The organism is Ruminococcus sp., assembly GCF_019423705.1.
In the GTDB taxonomy this organism is placed as follows: Bacteria; Bacillota; Clostridia; order Oscillospirales; family Ruminococcaceae; genus Hominimerdicola.
On record NZ_JAHZAX010000014.1, the window covers coordinates 1 to 18471 of the forward strand.

At 46.9% G+C, this 18471-nt stretch carries 13 protein-coding genes; all 13 read left to right on the plus strand.

Annotated features, from left to right (window positions below; all coding sequences use genetic code 11):
• Positions 1–991, plus strand: a 991-nt coding sequence (locus QZ371_RS10660; RefSeq protein ID WP_295212671.1) for an MmgE/PrpD family protein, incomplete at its 5' end; no start/stop codon positions are given.
• A 129-nt stretch (positions 992–1120) separates the two neighbouring features.
• Positions 1121–1855 (plus strand): ABC transporter ATP-binding protein, encoded by a 735-nt coding sequence (locus tag QZ371_RS10665; protein WP_295212936.1) that lies wholly within the window; start codon positions 1121–1123, stop codon positions 1853–1855.
• A gap of 5 nt (positions 1856–1860) precedes the next feature.
• On the plus strand, positions 1861–2676 hold the full coding sequence (locus QZ371_RS10670; protein WP_295212678.1) for an ABC transporter permease: 816 nt from the start codon (positions 1861–1863) through the stop codon (positions 2674–2676).
• Positions 2673–3458 carry an ABC transporter permease subunit gene (locus tag QZ371_RS10675; protein ID WP_295212684.1) on the plus strand — a complete coding sequence of 262 codons (786 nt, stop codon included), beginning with the start codon at positions 2673–2675 and terminating at the stop codon, positions 3456–3458. Before QZ371_RS10670 ends, QZ371_RS10675 begins: the two co-directional genes overlap by 4 nt.
• 102 nt (positions 3459–3560) lie before the next feature.
• Complete coding sequence (locus QZ371_RS10680) at positions 3561–4619, plus strand: ABC transporter substrate-binding protein (RefSeq protein ID WP_295212690.1); 1059 nt, start codon at positions 3561–3563, stop codon at positions 4617–4619.
• Between the two features lie 132 nt (positions 4620–4751).
• The gene (locus QZ371_RS10685; RefSeq protein ID WP_295212696.1) at positions 4752–5357 is read left to right on the plus strand and encodes a CD3072 family TudS-related putative desulfidase; all 606 of its coding nucleotides are present in this window, start codon (positions 4752–4754) and stop codon (positions 5355–5357) included.
• 32 nt (positions 5358–5389) lie between these two features.
• Positions 5390–6592: an NAD-dependent dihydropyrimidine dehydrogenase subunit PreA gene (preA, locus tag QZ371_RS10690; RefSeq protein WP_295212703.1), complete on the plus strand. Its 1203-nt coding sequence runs from the start codon at positions 5390–5392 to the stop codon at positions 6590–6592.
• A gap of 35 nt (positions 6593–6627) precedes the next feature.
• Positions 6628–7974 (plus strand): dihydroorotase family protein, encoded by a 1347-nt coding sequence (locus QZ371_RS10695; protein ID WP_295212710.1) that lies wholly within the window; start codon positions 6628–6630, stop codon positions 7972–7974.
• A 20-nt stretch (positions 7975–7994) separates the two neighbouring features.
• Entirely contained in the window at positions 7995–9230 is a 1236-nt protein-coding gene (locus QZ371_RS10700) for a Zn-dependent hydrolase (RefSeq protein ID WP_295212717.1), read from the plus strand.
• Positions 9231–9404: 174 nt separating this feature from the next.
• On the plus strand, positions 9405–10139 hold the full coding sequence (locus QZ371_RS10705; protein ID WP_295212724.1) for a carbon-nitrogen hydrolase family protein: 735 nt from the start codon (positions 9405–9407) through the stop codon (positions 10137–10139).
• Positions 10140–10659: 520 nt separating this feature from the next.
• Positions 10660–14169 carry a fibronectin type III domain-containing protein gene (locus tag QZ371_RS10710; RefSeq protein WP_295212732.1) on the plus strand — a complete coding sequence of 1170 codons (3510 nt, stop codon included), beginning with the start codon at positions 10660–10662 and terminating at the stop codon, positions 14167–14169.
• Between the two features lie 491 nt (positions 14170–14660).
• Positions 14661–17201 (plus strand): EAL domain-containing protein, encoded by a 2541-nt coding sequence (locus QZ371_RS10715; protein WP_295212740.1) that lies wholly within the window; start codon positions 14661–14663, stop codon positions 17199–17201.
• Between the two features lie 220 nt (positions 17202–17421).
• Positions 17422–18468 (plus strand): spermidine/putrescine ABC transporter ATP-binding protein, encoded by a 1047-nt coding sequence (potA, locus tag QZ371_RS10720; protein WP_295212963.1) that lies wholly within the window; start codon positions 17422–17424, stop codon positions 18466–18468.
• Positions 18469–18471 lie beyond the last annotated feature (3 nt).

The following is an 18471-nucleotide window of genomic DNA, read 5'->3' on the forward strand; positions in this document are numbered from 1 at the left end:
AAACGAAGTCGTATGTCGACTTGGCAGCGCATACCTCGGCGATATGTATTATCAAGGCTTCCACCCAACAAGCACCTGCGGTTCAATGGGTGCGGCTGTCAGCGCTGCAAAGCTTATGGGCTTTGACGAGCAGAAAACAGTTTACGTTCAAGGCATTGCAGGAAGCACCGTCGCAGGTCTTATGGCTTGGAACTCTGAGGGTTCTTTCACAAAGCGTTTTCAGGCAGGCCACCCAGCAATGAACGCTATAATCGCCGCATATCTTGCCGATAAGGGCTTCAATGGCCCGTCAGATATCTATGAGGGCAAGGACGGTATCCTCCACGCTTATTCCTATTACGATCATTTCGATACAAAGTTCATCACAGAGGGCTTGGGCGATAAGTGGGAATTTGCTTCATCAAGTATCAAGGTTTATCCTTGCTGCCGTTATTCCGGCGGACATCTTGACGCTTGCCTTGATATCGTCGCAAAGCACCACCCAAAGGCAGAGGACATCGAAAAGATCGAGATACGCTCATCAAAGTATACAATGAGACTTCTTGCAGAAGAGCGCAAGTGGCACCCTAAGAATATCGTTGACCTCCAGTTCAGTATGCCGTTCCAAGCAGCTATCGCCTTCGTAAATGGCAAGGTAACAGTCGATGAGTTTGATGTCAAGTATATCGATGATCCGCTGGTAAAGAAGCTTATCGCTTCAACAACAGTCGTTGAAGACCCAGAGTTTGAGGCAAGATATCCTGAACATTATTCAAGCGCCGTAAAGATCACGATGAAGGACGGCACAGAGTATGAATCAGTTATCGACGACCCAAAGGGCGACTGGAGAAACCCTGTTACATTCGAGGACGTAAAGAACAAGTTCAGAACTCTTGCAAACAGAGTTTATACAGACCCCGAGAGAACTGAAAAGATAATCTCATTCGTTGAAACATTGGAATCTCAGACAGATATGTCAGAGCTTATGAAGCTTGTGAACGACGCAGGCTAAACACTAAATAATAGACTACGCAATGGAGCGCAGAAGGAAAAACGCAGCAATGCAGATTTCCTCTGCGCCCTTTTTATTCAGAAGGAGTTGTTTTGTTTGAAGACGCAAATACTTATCAAGGACGTCAGTATGACCTATCTCAACGCCAAAGGCGAACCCACCGAGGCGCTTAAAAATGTCAGCTTTAACATTGATAAAGGCGATTTTATCTCCCTCGTTGGCCCGTCGGGCTGCGGCAAGAGCACAATGCTCAGAATAATCTGCGACCTTTTGCAGCCGACACAGGGCGAGGTCATCATAAGCGGATATACCCCGAGAGAGGAACGTCTCAGCCACTCTTTCGGAATGGTGTTCCAAAGCGCAGTATTGTTCGATTGGCGGACGGTGAGAAAAAATATCTGCCTGCCGCTGGAGCTTCAAAAGATGAGCAAGAAAGAGCAGAAAAAGCGCTCCGACGAAGTGCTTGAACTTGTCGGCCTTACCGATTACGCCGACCATTATCCATATCAGCTCAGCGGCGGTATGCAGCAGCGTGTCGGTATCGCAAGAGCCTTAGCCCTTGACCCACCGATACTTTTAATGGACGAACCTTTTTCCGCCCTCGATGAGTTCACAAGAGAAAAGCTCAACGACGATATCCTAAAAATTTGGAGACAGACCCACAAGACCGTTATCTTCATCACCCATAACATACAGGAAGCTGTCTATCTTTCCGATAAGGTGGCGGTGTTCTCACCTCACCCGGGCAGACTTTCCGCAATGGTGGATATAACTCTTCCGAGACCGAGAAGAAAGGAAATGCGCTATACCCCCGAATGCAACGCACTTGTGGAGCATATCAGAGGCTGCTTTGAAGGAGTGTGACAAATGTGAAAGAAAAGAAAACCAACAAGACCATTTCTATCATCGTCTGTCTTGCGCTTCTTATGGGGTTGTGGGAATTCATCGCATTCTATCTTGACAAGGTGCTCAAAGACCCTATGGCGGTGAAAAAGCTGCCATACCTTCATTCGGTGATAGCAAAGATCATAACCGATTTTGACAGCCTTTTCTCAGCGGTAATGTTCACGTTCACAAAAGCGCTCCAAGGCTTTGCAATAGGTTCGATCATAGGCATTTGCATTGCGATATTTATGAGCTTTCACAAGTCTCTTGAAAAGATGATTCTTCCTTATATGATCGTCTTGCAGATGATACCGATACTAGCCCTTGCGCCGATAGTTTACACGGTGGTAAAGGATTCGGGAATGTCAAGAACAGTCCTTGCGGCGTTCATAACCTTTTTCCCCGTTGCGGTGAATATGTATCAAGGTCTCAGAAGCGTTGACAACGATAAGAAAGACCTTATGAGGATACTTGCCGCAAGGCGTATCACAGTTTACACAAAGCTTATGTTTCCATTTTCAAGACAGTATCTTTTCACAGGCTTGAAGCTTGCCGCACCGAGCGCCGTAACAGCAGCGGTGCTGGTGGAAATGATGGGTTCAAGCGAGGGTATCGGCTTTAAGATACTGAGCTCACTCTACTATGGCGCAACAGGCGCAATAAACTTCTGGGCTTCCGTCGTAATGGCTTCACTTATGGGTATCTCAACATACCTGCTCGTGGTGCTTATCGAAAAGCTCACAACGCCGGGAGTTATCACATTCAAAAATTTTAAGAGAAAGAGAGGTGCGGAGCAATGACAAAAGCTAAACGCCTTTGGAAAAAGACGCAGGATTTGATACTTGCGCTTGTGCTGGGCGTGATAATAGTTTTCGCCTGGCAGCAGGGAGGGCTTCATTATCTCCTTGGCTTGAAGCCCTATCAGCTTTCCTACCCATCCGATATTATCCGCACCCTTAATGAGAATTTCTCAGTAATAATGTCAAATACGGTGTGGACGCTCAAAGAAGCCGTCGTCGGCATACTGGTGGGCTCTCTTATCGGCTTTGTCATCGCAGTATTCGCCGCAGCTTTTCCAAAGCTTGGCGTTGGCGGAATAAGCATTGTCACCGCCGTGAACGCTATCCCGATGATAGCAATGGCTTCCATAATGAACAACTGGTTCGGAATGGAAATGGCTTCAAAGGTCGCAGTCGTTGCGGTGTTCAGTATGGCTTCAATGACGCTGAACGCTTACAGAGGTATGACGGAGCTTCCGCCATTCTCAAAAGACCTTATGCAGATATGCGCAGCAGGAAAGGTGGAGACCTTTTTCAAGCTCCAGCTCCCGAACTGCCTGCCTTATATGCTCACAGCCTTGAAGGTCAGCACCACCACAGGACTTATGTCCGCAATATGCAGCGAGTTTTTCACTTCCTACAAGGGCATAGGCTATCAGCTCACAGCTTCGATAAAGCTTTCGCAAATGTCCGTTGCTTGGGCGTATATCCTAGTTGCTACCCTCTGCGGCGTGTTTATGTACGCAATCATTTCGATAATCGAACGTGTCGCACTTAAATGGCACGCATCCCAAAGAACATAAAGTTCTTTCAAACATAAAGTTCTTTTAAACATAAAGTTCTTAGAACTTAAACACTATAAAAACAACCAAATATTATTTTTAAATTTTTAAGGAGAGTTAATTATGAAAAAAGTATTGATGAAAACATTATCCGCCCTGACAGCAGGTATCCTTCTTTCAGCAGGCCTTACTTCCTGCGGAAGCTCCGAGGGTTCAAGCAACGCCACAGTAACAAAGAACGGCAAGACCCTTACAACAGTCGATTTCCAGCTAAAGTGGCTGCCGAGCGTTCAGTTTATGGGCTTCTATGTGGCATATGAAAAGGGCTATTACGAGGACGAGGGCATTGACCTTAACATCATCTCAGGCGGAAGCGATATCGTTTCTGCACAGCAGGTATCCATTGGCGCTGCCGATATCGGTATCGCAAACCTGTATGGTCTGCTTCCATATGAAGAGCAGGGCTATCCTATCGTTGAAGTAGGACAGGTTTTCCAGGAAGGCTCTCTTATGCTTTGCTCAAAGGCTTCATCTGGTATCAAGACCCCTGAGGACTTGAAGGGCAAGAAGATCGGCGCTTGGGTCGGCACAGCTGATTATCCTATCTATTCGCTCCTTGATAAGGTAGGCCTTGATAAGGATAAGGACTGCACGATCGTCAGCCAAGATTACACAATGGACGCACTTCTCAATGACGAGATCGACGTTGCAAGCGCAAACATCTACAACGAGTATATCGTATTGCAGGAATCGGGACTTTCAAAGGACGAGATCAACGTCATCAACTTTGAAGATTACGACTGCGGAATGCTTGAGGACGCTATCATCGCAAACACAGATTGGGCAGCACAGGACGGCAGCGACAAGCTTATCGAAGGCTTTATGAGAGCATCTATGAAGGGCTGGTCAGACGCCTGCACAGACCCCGAGGCCGCAGCCGAGATCGTATGTAACTATGTAGATCAGAGCAGTACGACACTCGATCATCAGAAGGCTTCTGCAAAGGAAGTTGCTTCCCTTGCAGCACCCGACGGCACAGAAGCCGAGAAAATGCTCAGACTTGGCGACGACAAGATCGGTTCAACTGTTGACGCCTGCCTCAAGTTCGATATCATCAAGGAAAAGCCTGCAAAGGTCTATGACGATAGCTACTGGAAGGCAGCCGTTGAAGGTCTGAAGTAATTATTGTATCAATAAGCTAAATTCCCCCGAAATATATACAGCCCGAGCTGTCTCTTCCACTCTTGCCTATGGGAAGAGACGGCTCACAAAGGGGCTGAATAATGAACAATAAAGCAGGAAAGAAGAATTTTTATGGCAGAGACCAAAACAACTTTGCAAACTTTGCACAAAGAAGATAAGCGCAGTAAAAAGATCGTTTTTGTTTCAAACTGCCTGCTGAACGCCAATAACAAGGTGTTTGAATTTGCAAGATACAGCGGAATGTTCTCCGATGTGGTGAAGATACTCGATAAATACGGCTTCGGCGTTATGCAAATGCCCTGTCCAGAGGTTTTGCATATGGGCAACCAGCGCTGGTGGACAAGCCGCAATCTTTACGACAACGCAGGCTATCGCCACCTTTGCAGACAGCTTGCAGCACAAACGGCAGATTATATTGCGAACTACTACAAGGTCGGCTATGAAGTCACCGCCATTCTAACTTGCGACGGCTCGCCAAGCTGCGGCATAACAAAGTCCAGCTTTTGCGAGGATTGGGGCGGCAGACCGAAAGAAGTCCCAAGGGTGCTGGTGGATAAGCCGGGTATCTTTATGGAAGAACTGCTGGGAGAGCTTTCGGACAGAGGACTTGAAGCGCCGCCTGTATACGGCCTTATGATGGACGACAGAGAAAAGTCCACCGAGGAGATCTTGCAGGAATTTGACGATTATATAAGCCGTCAGATATCTAAAAAATGAAAACAAAGTTATAGTATTTGGAGTTGAGATATATGTCAGCAACACTCAGAACGAATTTCGCAGGGATAGAACTGGATAGCCCCTTCGTCCTTGCCTCCGCACCGCCAACAACAAATTTCGATCAGATCGCAAGAGCCTTTGAAGCAGGCTGGGGCGGCGCAGTTTTAAAGACCGCACAGTATTCACCAAGGTTCATAAAGCGCAACGTCAACCCGAGGATAAGGGCGGTAAAAAGAAACGGAAAGATAGAAGCTTTCACGAATTTCGAGATCGGAAGCCCGAAAACTATCGAGGAATTTGTCAAGGGTATACGCTGGCTGAAAGAAAGATTTCCCGAAAAGACAGTCATTTCAAGCCTTATCCATTCCGACGAGCTCCACGAAAGCGAGTGGAAAGAGCTCACCACAGCCTTCGATCAGGCAGGTGCGGACGCTTTTGAACTGAACCTTTCCTGCTCTCACGGACAGGCGGAAAGCGGCGGCGGAGCTGCTATCGGCGCAAATGACGAGATGATCGAAAAGGTAGTGGGCTGGGTGACTTCCACCACTTCAAAGCCCGTTATGCCAAAGCTCACAGCGCTGACAGCCGATCTTCCCTCAAAGGGCCTTGCGGCAAAACGTGGCGGAGCGAGAGCGCTGACGGCGATAAACACCATAAGCTCACTCCCCGGCATTGACCTTGAAACAATGGTGCCATTCAACAGCGTTGACGGCAAGAGCGCATTTCAAGGACTAAGCGGCCGACCTTTGAAGCCGATAGCATTGCGAAGCGTTGCGCAGCTTTCAATGGCAACAGGCCTGCCGATATCGGCAACAGGCGGCATATACGATTGGCACGACTGCGCAGAATTTATCGCCGTCGGTGCGACGACTTTGCAGGTCTGCTCGGCGGTAATGGAAAGCGGCTACGGTATTGTAAATAAAATGTCCAAAGGCCTTATAGAGTTTATGGAAAAGTCGGGCTATGAAACTATTTCCGACTTCTGCGGAAAGGCTCTTGCAAATATCGTCAAGCACAACCAGCTTGACAGAGCATATAAAATGTGCGCCTGCGTCGATACGTCCAAGTGCATAGGCTGCGGAAAGTGCAAGATAAGCTGCGCAGACAATGGTTACAGCGCAATAGATATCAAAGATAAAGACAAAAAAGCCTTTTGCAGCAAGGAAAAGTGCGATGGCTGCGGACTTTGCTCGCAGATCTGCCCAGTCGGCGCAATCACAATGGTAAAGAAGTGAGATAGTAAAAAGTAAGAAATTAAGAAGATGAGAAAATGACAGCTTTGAACGATCTTAATATACTCAACGCAGAGCTTTGCGACAAAAACGGCACGAGAACGGCTGATATCGGCGTAAAGGACGGAATCATCACACAGGTCGCCGAAAGTGGCAGGCTTCGTGAAGCAAAGCAAAGCGCAGACCTTTCGGGGCGGCTTGTTATCCCTGCGATGATCGACACCCACACCCATATAAGGGGCGGCGGATTTGCCTATCGTGAGGACTTCCGCTCGGGCTCGACTGCTGCGGCTTCCGGGGGCGTTGGAACGTTCTTTGAAATGCCCGGCGGCAAGCACCCCGTGGTGGATAAGGCTTCCTTTGAAAAGCGCAAGTCTGAAATGCTCCGTGACAGTATAACAGATTTCAGAATGTATGCAGGAGCAGGCTTTGACAATCTTGATAAACTTCCCCAACTTTCGGAATGCGGAGCGGTGGGCTTCAAGACCTTTATGAATCCGCCGCTGAAAGGCAGAGAACGTGAATTTGTGGGACTTTGCGCTCCCGACGAGCAGTCGCTTGAAAAGATAATGGCGGCGGTGAAGCAAACAGGCCTTTCGCTGACTATCCATTGCGAGGACTATGACACCATAACCCGTGAGACCGCAAGGCTCAAAGCCGAGGGAGCAGAGGGCGCAATGGCTTATTTCCGCTCCCACCCCGATATCTCCGAAATAAAGGCTGTCGAGACCGCCATAAGGTGCGCAGAAAAAACGGGCTGCAAGGTCAACGTCGCCCACGTCAGCACAGCACAGGCGGCAAAGCTCATCACAGCCGCAAGAGAGCGTGGGGTGGATATCTGCGGCGAAACAACTTTGCATTATCTTTTTTACTGCGATGAAGATATGGCGTGTCAAGGGGGATACGCCAGAATGAAGCCGCCTTTCAGAAGCCGACAGAACCGTGACGAGCTCCTCGATATCGTGGCAAAAAGCGACTTCTTCTATCTCGGCAGCGATCACGCACCTTTCACCGCAGAAGAGAAAGCGCCAAATGGTTCGGTATGGGCTTCGGCGGACGGACTTGCGGGCATTGAAATGTCCCTGCGGCTGCTTTTGGAGCTTGTGAAAATGGGCAGGCTGACCATAGAAAAAGCGGCGGAGCTAAGCTCATTCAACGCCTGCAAGCGCTTTGGCATATGGGACAAAGCGCTTATAAAAGAGGGCTTCAAGGCTGATCTTGCGGTGCTGGATATGAACTGTCAGCCATACAAAATGAACGAGAAAAATATGCTGACAAAGGCCGCTCACAATGGGGTGATATACGGCAAAACAGAGCTTCACAGCAGGGTGGAAGCTTTGTATGTCGGCGGCGAAAAAGTTTGGGAATATGCAAATACAAAGTGATTTAGAAAAGAGGAATTATTATGCAGAATGCTCTTTTGTCAATTTTGTCAAATAAAAACAGAATGCAGCGCAGGATAGACGAGATAAGCTCATTCACCGAGATCGACGGCGAGATCACAAGGCGGACTTATTCCGCCGCTTGGGCAGACGCCGTGGACTACCTCAAAAAGGAATTTGCTTCGGCAGGAATGACTTGCAGAATGGACAGCTTCGGCAATCTCATCGGCCGTTACGACCCTTTGGGCGGCAATGAAAAGCCCTTTGCGGTGGGTTCACACCTTGACAGCGTGAAAAACGCAGGCAAGTATGACGGCGTTGCAGGAATTGTGTGCGGACTGGAAATGGTGTCAATGCTCCACGAAAACGGCATTGCGCCAAAGCACCCTATCGAAGTCATCGCCACAGCCGATGAAGAGGGTGCGATCTGTCAGAAGGGCTATTTCGGCGCAAGGTTTATGACGGGTGATCTTTCAGCAGAGCAATGCCTTGAATTTCGCAACGCCGAAGGCAAAAATATCGCCGATTTGCAAGCCCATTGCAGACTGTTCAAGGATATCACCTTCGGCGGCGACTGCGGCTGGGCAAAGGACTGTTACAGAAGTTGGCTTGAAATTCACGTCGAGCAGGGAAACGTCCTCGAAACTGAGCATAAGCAGGCTGGAATTGTCTGCGGAGTTGTTGGTATTGGCAGGATTTTCGTGAAGTTCACAGGCAGTTCAGACCACGCAGGCCCTACCCTTATGAAAGGCCGACAGGATTCACTTGCGGCAGCGGCGGCGCTTATAACCCACGTCTGGGAAACAGGTCAGAAAAACAGCGGCGACCTTGTTTGCACAGTCGCAAGACTTCACAACAGCCCGAATATCCACAACGTTATCTCCGGCGAGACCGAGCTTGTGATAGACTATCGTTCAGCGGACGACAGCCTTTCAAAAGCCACAGCGGAGGAGTTCAAAGCCTTTGTGAAGAGCCTTGAAGAAAGCTACGGCGTAAAGACGGAGATAACCGCCGAGACCTTTACACCCGTGAAGCTTTTTGACAAGGATATGATATCGGCGATAAAAGCCCTTGAAATGCCCGAAACAATGGAGCTTTATAGTTGGGCAGGCCACGACGCAAAGGCCTTCGCAAACGTTATCCCAACGGCGATGATATTTATGCCAAGCGTCGGCGGAAAAAGCCATTCGCCGCTGGAATTTACGCCGATAGAAAGCTTTGAACTTGTGTGCAATAATGCGGTGAAGCTGTTTTTGTAAAGTTGTAGGTGCAACCTTTGGTCGCCCGCATCTTGTTGAGAAAGTCCGAAACAAGTGGGACGTCGAGGACGCCGTCCCCTACAATTAGTGTAGTGGCGAACAGCGTTCGCCCGTTGGTTTGCTGCTTTTGCGTAGCAGAACAGTTTTGAGATTGTTATGAGTGGGAGTGATAAAATGAGCAAAGTCAGACTTGCGATGATACAAACGGCTTCAAAGCTGCTTGACAAGGGGTATAACCTTGACAGGGCGGAAGAGCTTATAAGAATGGCGGCGGCAAAGGGCGGACAGATTATGTGCCTGCCCGAGCTTTTCGCCTGCGGATATTATCTGCCTGCGCTGGGGGAGCACCTTGACGAGCTTTGCGAGGAGAAAAACGGCGAGACTGTCACAAGGCTGAGAAAGCTTTCAAAAGAGCTGGGCGTTGCGATCTGCGCAGGGGTAATGCTCCGTGGGCAGAGCGGCATACTCAATGGTGCAGTTCTCACCGACAAAAATGGGCAGGCTTATTTTTACAGTAAACAGCATATGTTCGGCGACGAGGGGAAGTTTTTCACCTCTGAGGGCGGCTATATCACGGTGGAAACAGGTTTTGGCAAGGTTGGCGTGATAATATGCTTTGACAATAATTTCCCCGAACCTGCGGCGGAATGTGCCAAAATGGGCGCAGAGCTGGTGCTTTGCCTCTGCGCTTGGAGAGAGCAGGACAAGGCGCTTTTCAAGGAAATGACCACCTCTCACGCAAAGGAGAGCGGCGTTTATCTCTGCTCGGTGAATATGTTCGGGCAGTTTGAAGAGCTGAAACTTTTCGGCGGAAGCCTAACCGCCGACCCTTCGGGCAATATCATCGCAGAGTGTTCAGCGGGCGAGGACATTGCCCTTTGCGACATCAAATTGCCGAGCGGCAACTGAAATTCTATGATATGAAACTCAAACACAGAATGTGAAATCGACTGCAACAAATGTGGTATCGGTCTCACATTCTTTTTGGTTAGAGGATATGGGCAAAGACAAATATTTGTATCGGCAGGACAAAATGTGAAACAAACTGAATCTTTTGTGATATCGGTATCACACGGCAGATCTTGTAAATGCATTGTTTTTGGTAGGGGCGGACATTGTTCGCCCGTTGATTTGCTGCGATTGCGACAGTTTGAAATTTGTTATAAGTTGTTAATTTAAAACAATAAACACAACGCATATCTATCCACAATATAACAGCTAAATAGTCACCTAAATTTAGGCATTGCCGAAAGGTAACGATTTGTGTCTAAACAATCATTGAGTTACACAAAAAAACTAAAATTAATTTGCACTATTGCACAAATTAGTTGCCGAACAGTTCAGTTTTGTTGACAAACTAACACCAATTGTGCTATTATTACATATAGAAACGTTTAAGTTTGATTATTTTTGTACGGAGTGATTAATTTTGGTTAATGTGGTTAATGTGAAGAAAAAATTACTTAGCTTTTTACTTTCCGGCACTCTGGCTGTATCCGCTGCCGCTTCTGTCGGCACGGTCGATACATTTGCTGCGGCGCAATGCACGACTTATTCGGGCAGCAATGTCAATGCACAGGATTATTACAAGTGGTCCTCGACTGTTAGATCATATCTTTCTGTTTGCGATAACGGAAATTATATTAGGGTGCAGGCCGGGGCTGTCAGCGGAAAGCTGCTTGTTGAATATTACGATCAGAATTTCAACCTGTTGAGCACAAAGCTTGTTGATAACGAGCTGCCTGTTTTCGGCGCATTTTATGATTCCGGGGATAATTATTACGTCCTCAGCGGTCAGAACAATCCAAATGAGAACAATTCTCTCGAAGTGTTCCGCATAACAAAGTATGACAAGAATTGGAATAAGATAAAGTCCTGCGGCCTTTACGGCGCAAACACCACAGTTCCATTTGACGCAGGCTCGGCAAGAATGACCCACAGCGGCGATCATCTTCTTATCAGAACTTGCCACGAAATGTATCAGACCAGCGACGGGCTCAATCATCAGGCTAATGTCACTATCGAAGTTGATATGCCGTCAATGACGATAACGGATTCATACACAGGGGTTATGAACGTCAATTACGGATATGTCAGCCACTCTTTCAATCAGTTTATCAGAACTGACGGAAATAATATCGTTGCAGTCGATCACGGAGACGCTCACCCACGTTCTGCGGCGCTTGTGAAATACAAGACCGATTTCACAACGGGCAAATTCTTCCCGAGCTATTATGAAAAGGGCGGATATATGGACGTTGTGGCATATCCCGATTATGCTGCAAATTACAACTACACAGGCGCTTCAATAGGCGGTTTTGAGGTATCATCATCAAGCTATATCGTGGCGCAGAATACTGTTGACCTCGATCTTATCGACACTTCAAAGACGAGAAACGTTTATGTTTCTGCGGTATCGAGAGACCTGAGCACAAACACTCTCAATAAGATAACAACTTACGCAGAGGGCACAGATTCGGCTTCAACGCCTCAGCTTGTGAAGATAGACGACAATAATTTCCTGCTGTTTTGGGCAAGAGACGATGAAGTAAATTACGTCAAGCTTAACGCTGAGGGCAAAATGACAGGCTCGATACATTCATTCAAGGGCAGCCTTTCAGACTGTCAGCCTGTTATCGCAAATGGCAGAGCGGTTTGGTATGTATGGGATAACGGCAATGTCACATTCAATTCCGTAAACGTTTCAAACCTTGACGATCACAAGTCAGTTGAAATTCAGAACGGCCACGATTATGAGACAAAATATGCCTCTGCGACTGACGGCAATGTTACACAGACTTGCAAAGTATGCGGATATGTGAACAAGTTCACAGTCCCGACCTCGACGGTGGTATATTGGAGAACTGACATTTCAGCTACAAATTATTGGAGCAATCCGCAGAAAACACAGTTTGAAGTTGGCGACAATGTTGACATTTGGCCTTATGACAATACGGAATACACTATCGAACTTTCTGACAACAGCATTGCAAAGATAGAAAAGCTTTCGGGCTATGTTCAGGATATAAGAAGGCTGACCTTCAAGAAAACAGGCTCGCTGAGCGTGAAAATTTATCCTACATACAATCCGTCAGTTGCAAGAACTTACAATTTCGTTTGCGGCTGCGTGCATAGCTATGGCAATTCAGTTGTAACAAAACAGCCTACCTGCACGGCGCAGGGCACATTGCAAAAGACTTGCACAAAGTGCGGCGAGACTGTACAGGAAACTATCGCCGCAAAGGGTCACAGCTTTGGTAGCTGGACGACAACAAAGGCTGCGACTTGCACAGCCGAAGGCACAATGACAAGAAAGTGTTCAGTATGCGGAACTGTTGAGACAAAGACTATCGCAAAGACTTCGCATACTATCGTTACAGATAAAGCCGTTGCGGCAACTTGCACTACGGCAGGCAAGACAGAGGGCTCACATTGTTCCGTTTGCGGAGCTGTTATAAAGGCGCAGACAGTCATTGCGGCAAAGGGACACATCTTTAGTGAATGGACTTCTAAGACAGGTGCTACCTGTACAACAGGCGGAACTCTTACAAGAAAATGCACAGTCTGCGGAGCTGTTGAAACAAAAACTATCCCTGCAAATCAGCACACTATCGTTATCGACAAGGCTGTTGAAGCAACTTGCACCACAGCAGGCAAGACAGAGGGTTCACATTGTTCCGTTTGCGGAACTGTTATAAAGGCGCAAACTGTTATCCCAGCTAAGGGACACAGCTTTAGCGATTGGACGACCACAAAGGCCGCAACTTGCACAGCCGAGGGCACAATGACAAGAACGTGTTCGACTTGCGGAACAGTTGAGACTAAGACTATTTCAAAGACTTCACACACTATTGTTACAGATAAAGCCGTTGCGGCTACTTGCACGGCGGCAGGCAAGACAGAGGGCTCACATTGTTCCGTTTGCGGAACTGTTATAAAGGTGCAGACAGTCATTGTGGCAAAGGGACACAGCTTCGGCAATTGGACGACAACAAAGGCTGCGACTTGCACAGAGACAGGCGTTATGACAAGAGTTTGCGCAAACTGCGGAAAGACCGAGACACAGGGCATTACTGCAAAGGGTCATAGCTGGGCAAAGGACAAGACTGTTGCGCCGACCCTTAGCGCAGAGGGCTACACAACATACAAGTGCAAAAATTGTCAGGCGACAAAGAAGAGCGACATAAAGGCTAAGCTTGTGAACATTTCGGGCGCAAAAATAGGCGGCGTTTCGGCTACTTATTATCACACAGGAAAGGCTATTATGCCTTCGATGACTTTGACGCTTAATGGTCAAAAGCTGACTAAAAACAAGGATTACAGGCTTTCGTACAGCAAGAACGTTTCTGTTGGCACGGCGACTGTTACTGCCACAGGTATGGGCAAATACGGCGGAACTGTCAAGAAAACTTTCGCTATCAAGTACAATTTCACAAAGGCGTCTGTAAGCTCTATCAGCGACAAGGTATACGCAGGAAAGGCTATCAAGCCGAGCGTTACTGTTAAATACAGCGGCAAGACACTCAAGAATGGTACTGATTACACAGTCTCATACAAGAACAACACCAACACAGGCAAGGCGACTGTCACCATCACAGGCAAGGGAAGCTATTCGGGCAAAAAGACCGTTACTTTCAAGATCAAGCCTAAGACGGCTTCTATCAGCAAGGCGACAACGCCAAAGGCAGGCCAGCTCAAGGTGGAATGGAAAAAGGACAGTCAGGCAAGCGGATATCAGATATTCTATGCCACAGACAGCAAGTTCACAAAGAACAAGGGCACGGCGACTATCACAAAGAACAGCACGCTTTCAAAGACTGTTTCAAGCCTTAAAAAGGGCACAAAGTATTATGTAAAGGTGCGTTCCTATAAGACTATCGACGGCAAAAAGGTTTACGGCGCATACAGCAAGGCGCTCAGCGTTACCGTCAAAAAATAAGATGATATTGTCAAAAGATCGGCGGACTTTGTGATATAAGTCTGTCGGTCTTTTGTGCGAAGTTGACGAAAGTGCGTTCACGGAGCGCTGTTTGGTTAACATTTTTCAAAAAAAACGGTTACTATTTACGCAACATTTATTTAAAAATAGATATAAAATTTTTTAAAATATGAAAAAGCTGTTGCATTTTGATAAGGTTTGTAGTATAATATAACGTAGTGCAGTATGTTTTATGCAGGATATATACTGTTCTTATCGGATTATGACGCTTGATAGATATTGTCTGTTGAATGATAGGAAGTATAAATAGAAGCCTGCTTAATCGAATTTTATAACAAGAAGACGGCTGACACTTTCTATTACGAACGCTTAGTTCTAAGAGGGTGCCGTCAGTCCATTACCTTCTTATTATATCAAAATAAGCATAGCCTGTCACCACTGTAGTCAGCAGTTTGGACTATGTTAATATTATACCAAAGAAGGTGTCTGATTTGAAGGACGACAGGAAAGCTATACTTGTAGTCGATGACAGCGAGATCAATCGTGAGCTTATGTACGAGATACTGAAAAACGACTACATCGTCAGACAAGCTGTTGACGGAGCGCAGGCGCTCAAAATTCTGAAAGACTCGGCCAATAGGGTAGACGCTGTTATTCTTGATATCTTTATGCCGAAAATGGACGGATATCAGCTTTTGGATGTTATGAAGCAGAGCAAGAAGCTTTCGCAGATACCTGTTATCGTTTTTACTGAAAAATCAGACAGAGCAAGCGAGAAAAAGGCTCTCGAATCGGGGGCGTGGGATTTTGTTTCAAAGCCTTATGACTTGGATATAATCAAGCTGAGGATAAAAAACGTCATTGCAAGAAGTCAAATGCCGTTTATGGAACAGCTCCACAGGCTCAATAATTACGACACTCTCACGGGTGTTTATACAAAGCGCAAGTTCTTTGCCGAGGGCAAAAAGCTTATAGACGCTAATCCCGACACACAGTTTGCGTTTTTGCGTGTCGATATCGACAGGTTCAAGCTTATAAACTCTTTCTTTGGTGTTGAGGGCGGCGACAATCTGCTGAAATTCCTTGCCAAGGGCGTGCGAGAGTTTTCGATAAACAGCGAAAAGACTGTTTTTGGACGTGTTGAGGCGGACGTTTTCGGAATGATAACGCCGTATCTCGGCCGAGAGAGCACGGAGAAAATGCTCGATGAAGCCATAAACAAGATGAAGAGCTACAGCGGAAATTATAACGTTGTGCTGGTCTATGGCGTTTATATAATCACGAACACAAAGCTTCCTGTAGCGCAGATGTGCGACCGTGCGGCGCTTGCGGCAAAGACCGTCAAGGGCAATTATATGAAGAGCTATGCTTTCTATGACGAGCGTATGAGGTTTTCCATAGAAAACGAGCAGAACATCATAAATGAGATGAGCGAGGCGCTGGCAAGCGGTCAGTTCGTGCCTTATTATCAGCCGAAATATGACGTGCGCACAAACAAGCCGGCCGGTGCGGAAGCGCTTGCAAGGTGGATACACCCCACAAAGGGCTTTATATCCCCTGCGGAGTTTATCCCGGTTTTCGAGAAAAACGGCTTTATCTCAAAGCTTGATTTTTACATATGGGAAAGCGTTTGCGAACAGCTCAAAGACTGGAAGGACAGGGGCGTTAATCTCTTCCCTGTGTCTGTAAACGTTTCAAGAGTGAACCTTTACAACCCGAACATCGTTGACATTATCGTGGGCTTGACGGAGAAATACGGCATTGCCCCGCAGTATTTCAACATCGAGATAACCGAAAGCGTTTATACCGATGACAATGTTATGATCGACAAGATAACGGGGGATTTGAAAGCAAAGGGCTTCACCATTCTTATGGACGATTTCGGCAGCGGCTATTCATCGCTGAACGTACTTAAAGACGTTATGGTGGACGTGCTGAAGCTTGATATGAAATTTATGTTCAAGGCGAAATACGAGGGCAGGGCGGAGACTATCATATCTTCCGTTATCAGAATGGCGAAATGGCTCAATATCCCTGTTATCGCAGAGGGCGTTGACAAGCGTGAGCAGGTGGACTTTTTGAGAAGTCTCGGCTGCGATTACATTCAGGGCTTTTACTTTGCAAAGCCTATGCCTGCGGCCGACTATGGGAAGCTTATCTCAGAGCAGCAGGAATTTATTATGCCGAGCAGGAACGATTTCAGCAGCGAACTTATTTGGAACAAGAACAACAGCGTGGCAGCTTCTATCGAGAATATTCCTCAGCCTGCGCTGGTGGTGGAATATTCAAAAGACAGACATATGGAAGTTGTCAGCGTGAACCAGCCTTTTAACTCTCAGTTCGGCTTTGCGGCGGATATGTACGGCAAGTATAATATGCTGGACGCAGTTGACGATGAATGTAAGAATCTGCTCAGTGATACCATTCAGAGCGCTGTTGACAACAGAGACGTATCAGACTGCGTGTTCAGTATGCACAATATGGGCGGCAGAAAAATGTGGATACGGGCGCATTTCAAGTATGTGAGCAAGACGGACGTGAGCTCTGTGCTCATTGTGCTTATACACGATGTAACGAGCACAAAGATCACCGACGAGAGGATAAACGAATACAAGGACTACTTAAAGCGAGAGTTTTCAAAGCGTGCCAATGTGCTTGTTGTGAGCGCAAGTCAGGACAATTGCCAGCAGCTTGAAAAGATACTCGGCGAAAAGTACGATGTTATCTTTGCCCAGTCCATAAGCAGCGGACTGGAGCGGCTTGAAGAGAAGCACATTGATCTTATCTTCTTTGATATCGACCTTTATGAGGACGGTGGAAAGAACTTTCCGTTCGGTGCGGCAGACAACATTCCGCTTATTGTTATCACACCGAGCCACGAAAAGCTTGAAGCTCACCCTAAACTCAAGAGGCGTGCAGGCGATTTCGTTATGAACCCGTTCGTTGATGCAATGGTGCTTTCAAGGGCGGAGAATCTTATCACGATCAAGACCACGAATATGGCTAACGTCAGATTTCTTGGAAAGGTCTAAAGCGAAAAAATTGCAAGTTTGCAATTGCAAAAAGTGTTAAATCACCCTCTGTTCCCGAGGCTTTCGGGGGCGGAGGCTTTACTTTTTTTTACAAGACATATGATTTTTTTCACAAAGTTCGTTATTCATTGACATTGTGCGACAAGAGTGATATAATTTATCTGTTATGCTTATTTACGGCGAAAATGCGAATAATAATTGAAGTGAAAGGGTTGAGACGCTGTTGGAAAATATCGTTAGTTTAAAAGATATAATTGTCGAGTTTGAGGACGGAGAGCGTATACTCAAGGAGATAAGTCTTGATATAAAGGATAAGGAATTTGTGACATTCCTCGGACCTTCGGGCTGCGGAAAGACCACCACGCTCAGAATAATCGGCGGCTTTCTTGAGCCAACAAGCGGCGATGTTTTCTTTGACGGCAAGCGCATAAACGGTCTGCCGCCTCACAAGAGAAACGTCAACACCGTTTTTCAGCGTTATGCGCTGTTTCCGCACCTTAATGTTTATGAGAACATCGCTTTCGGATTGAAAGTGAAAAAGCTGCCTAATAAAGAGATAGTGAGCCGTGTTGGCGAAATGCTGGAGCTTGTGAACCTTAAAGGCTTTGAAAAGCGTTCGGTAGCAAGACTTTCGGGCGGTCAGCAGCAGCGTGTTGCTATTGCGAGAGCGTTGGTCAACAGGCCAAAGGTGCTGCTTCTTGACGAACCGCTGGGCGCACTTGACCTCAAGCTCAGAAAAGAAATGCAGGTGGAGCTTAGAAAAATCCAGCAGGCGTTGGAGCTGACATTTATATATGTTACCCACGATCAGGAAGAGGCGCTGACGATGAGCGACACAGTCGTGGTAATGAACAACGGCTATATCCAGCAGATAGGTTCGCCGATCGACATTTACAATGAGCCTGTGAACGCCTTTGTTGCGGACTTTATAGGCGAAAGCAACATCATAAACGGCATTATGCCCGAGGACTGCGTTGCGGAATTTTCGGGACAGCGCTTTGAATGCGTTGACAAGGGCTTTGAAAAGAACGAGAAGGTTGACGTTGTTATCCGTCCAGAGGATATAAAGATAGTTCCACCGCAGAATGCAAAGCTTACGGGCATTGTGGAATCTGTTGTTTTCAAGGGCGTTCATTATGAAATGGTCGTGGACGGAATGGAGCACAAGTGGATAATACATTCCACTTTGCACGAACCTGTCGGCACGATGATAGGAATGGAAGTTGCGCCATTTGACATACACATTATGAAAAAAAGCGAGGAATAAGCC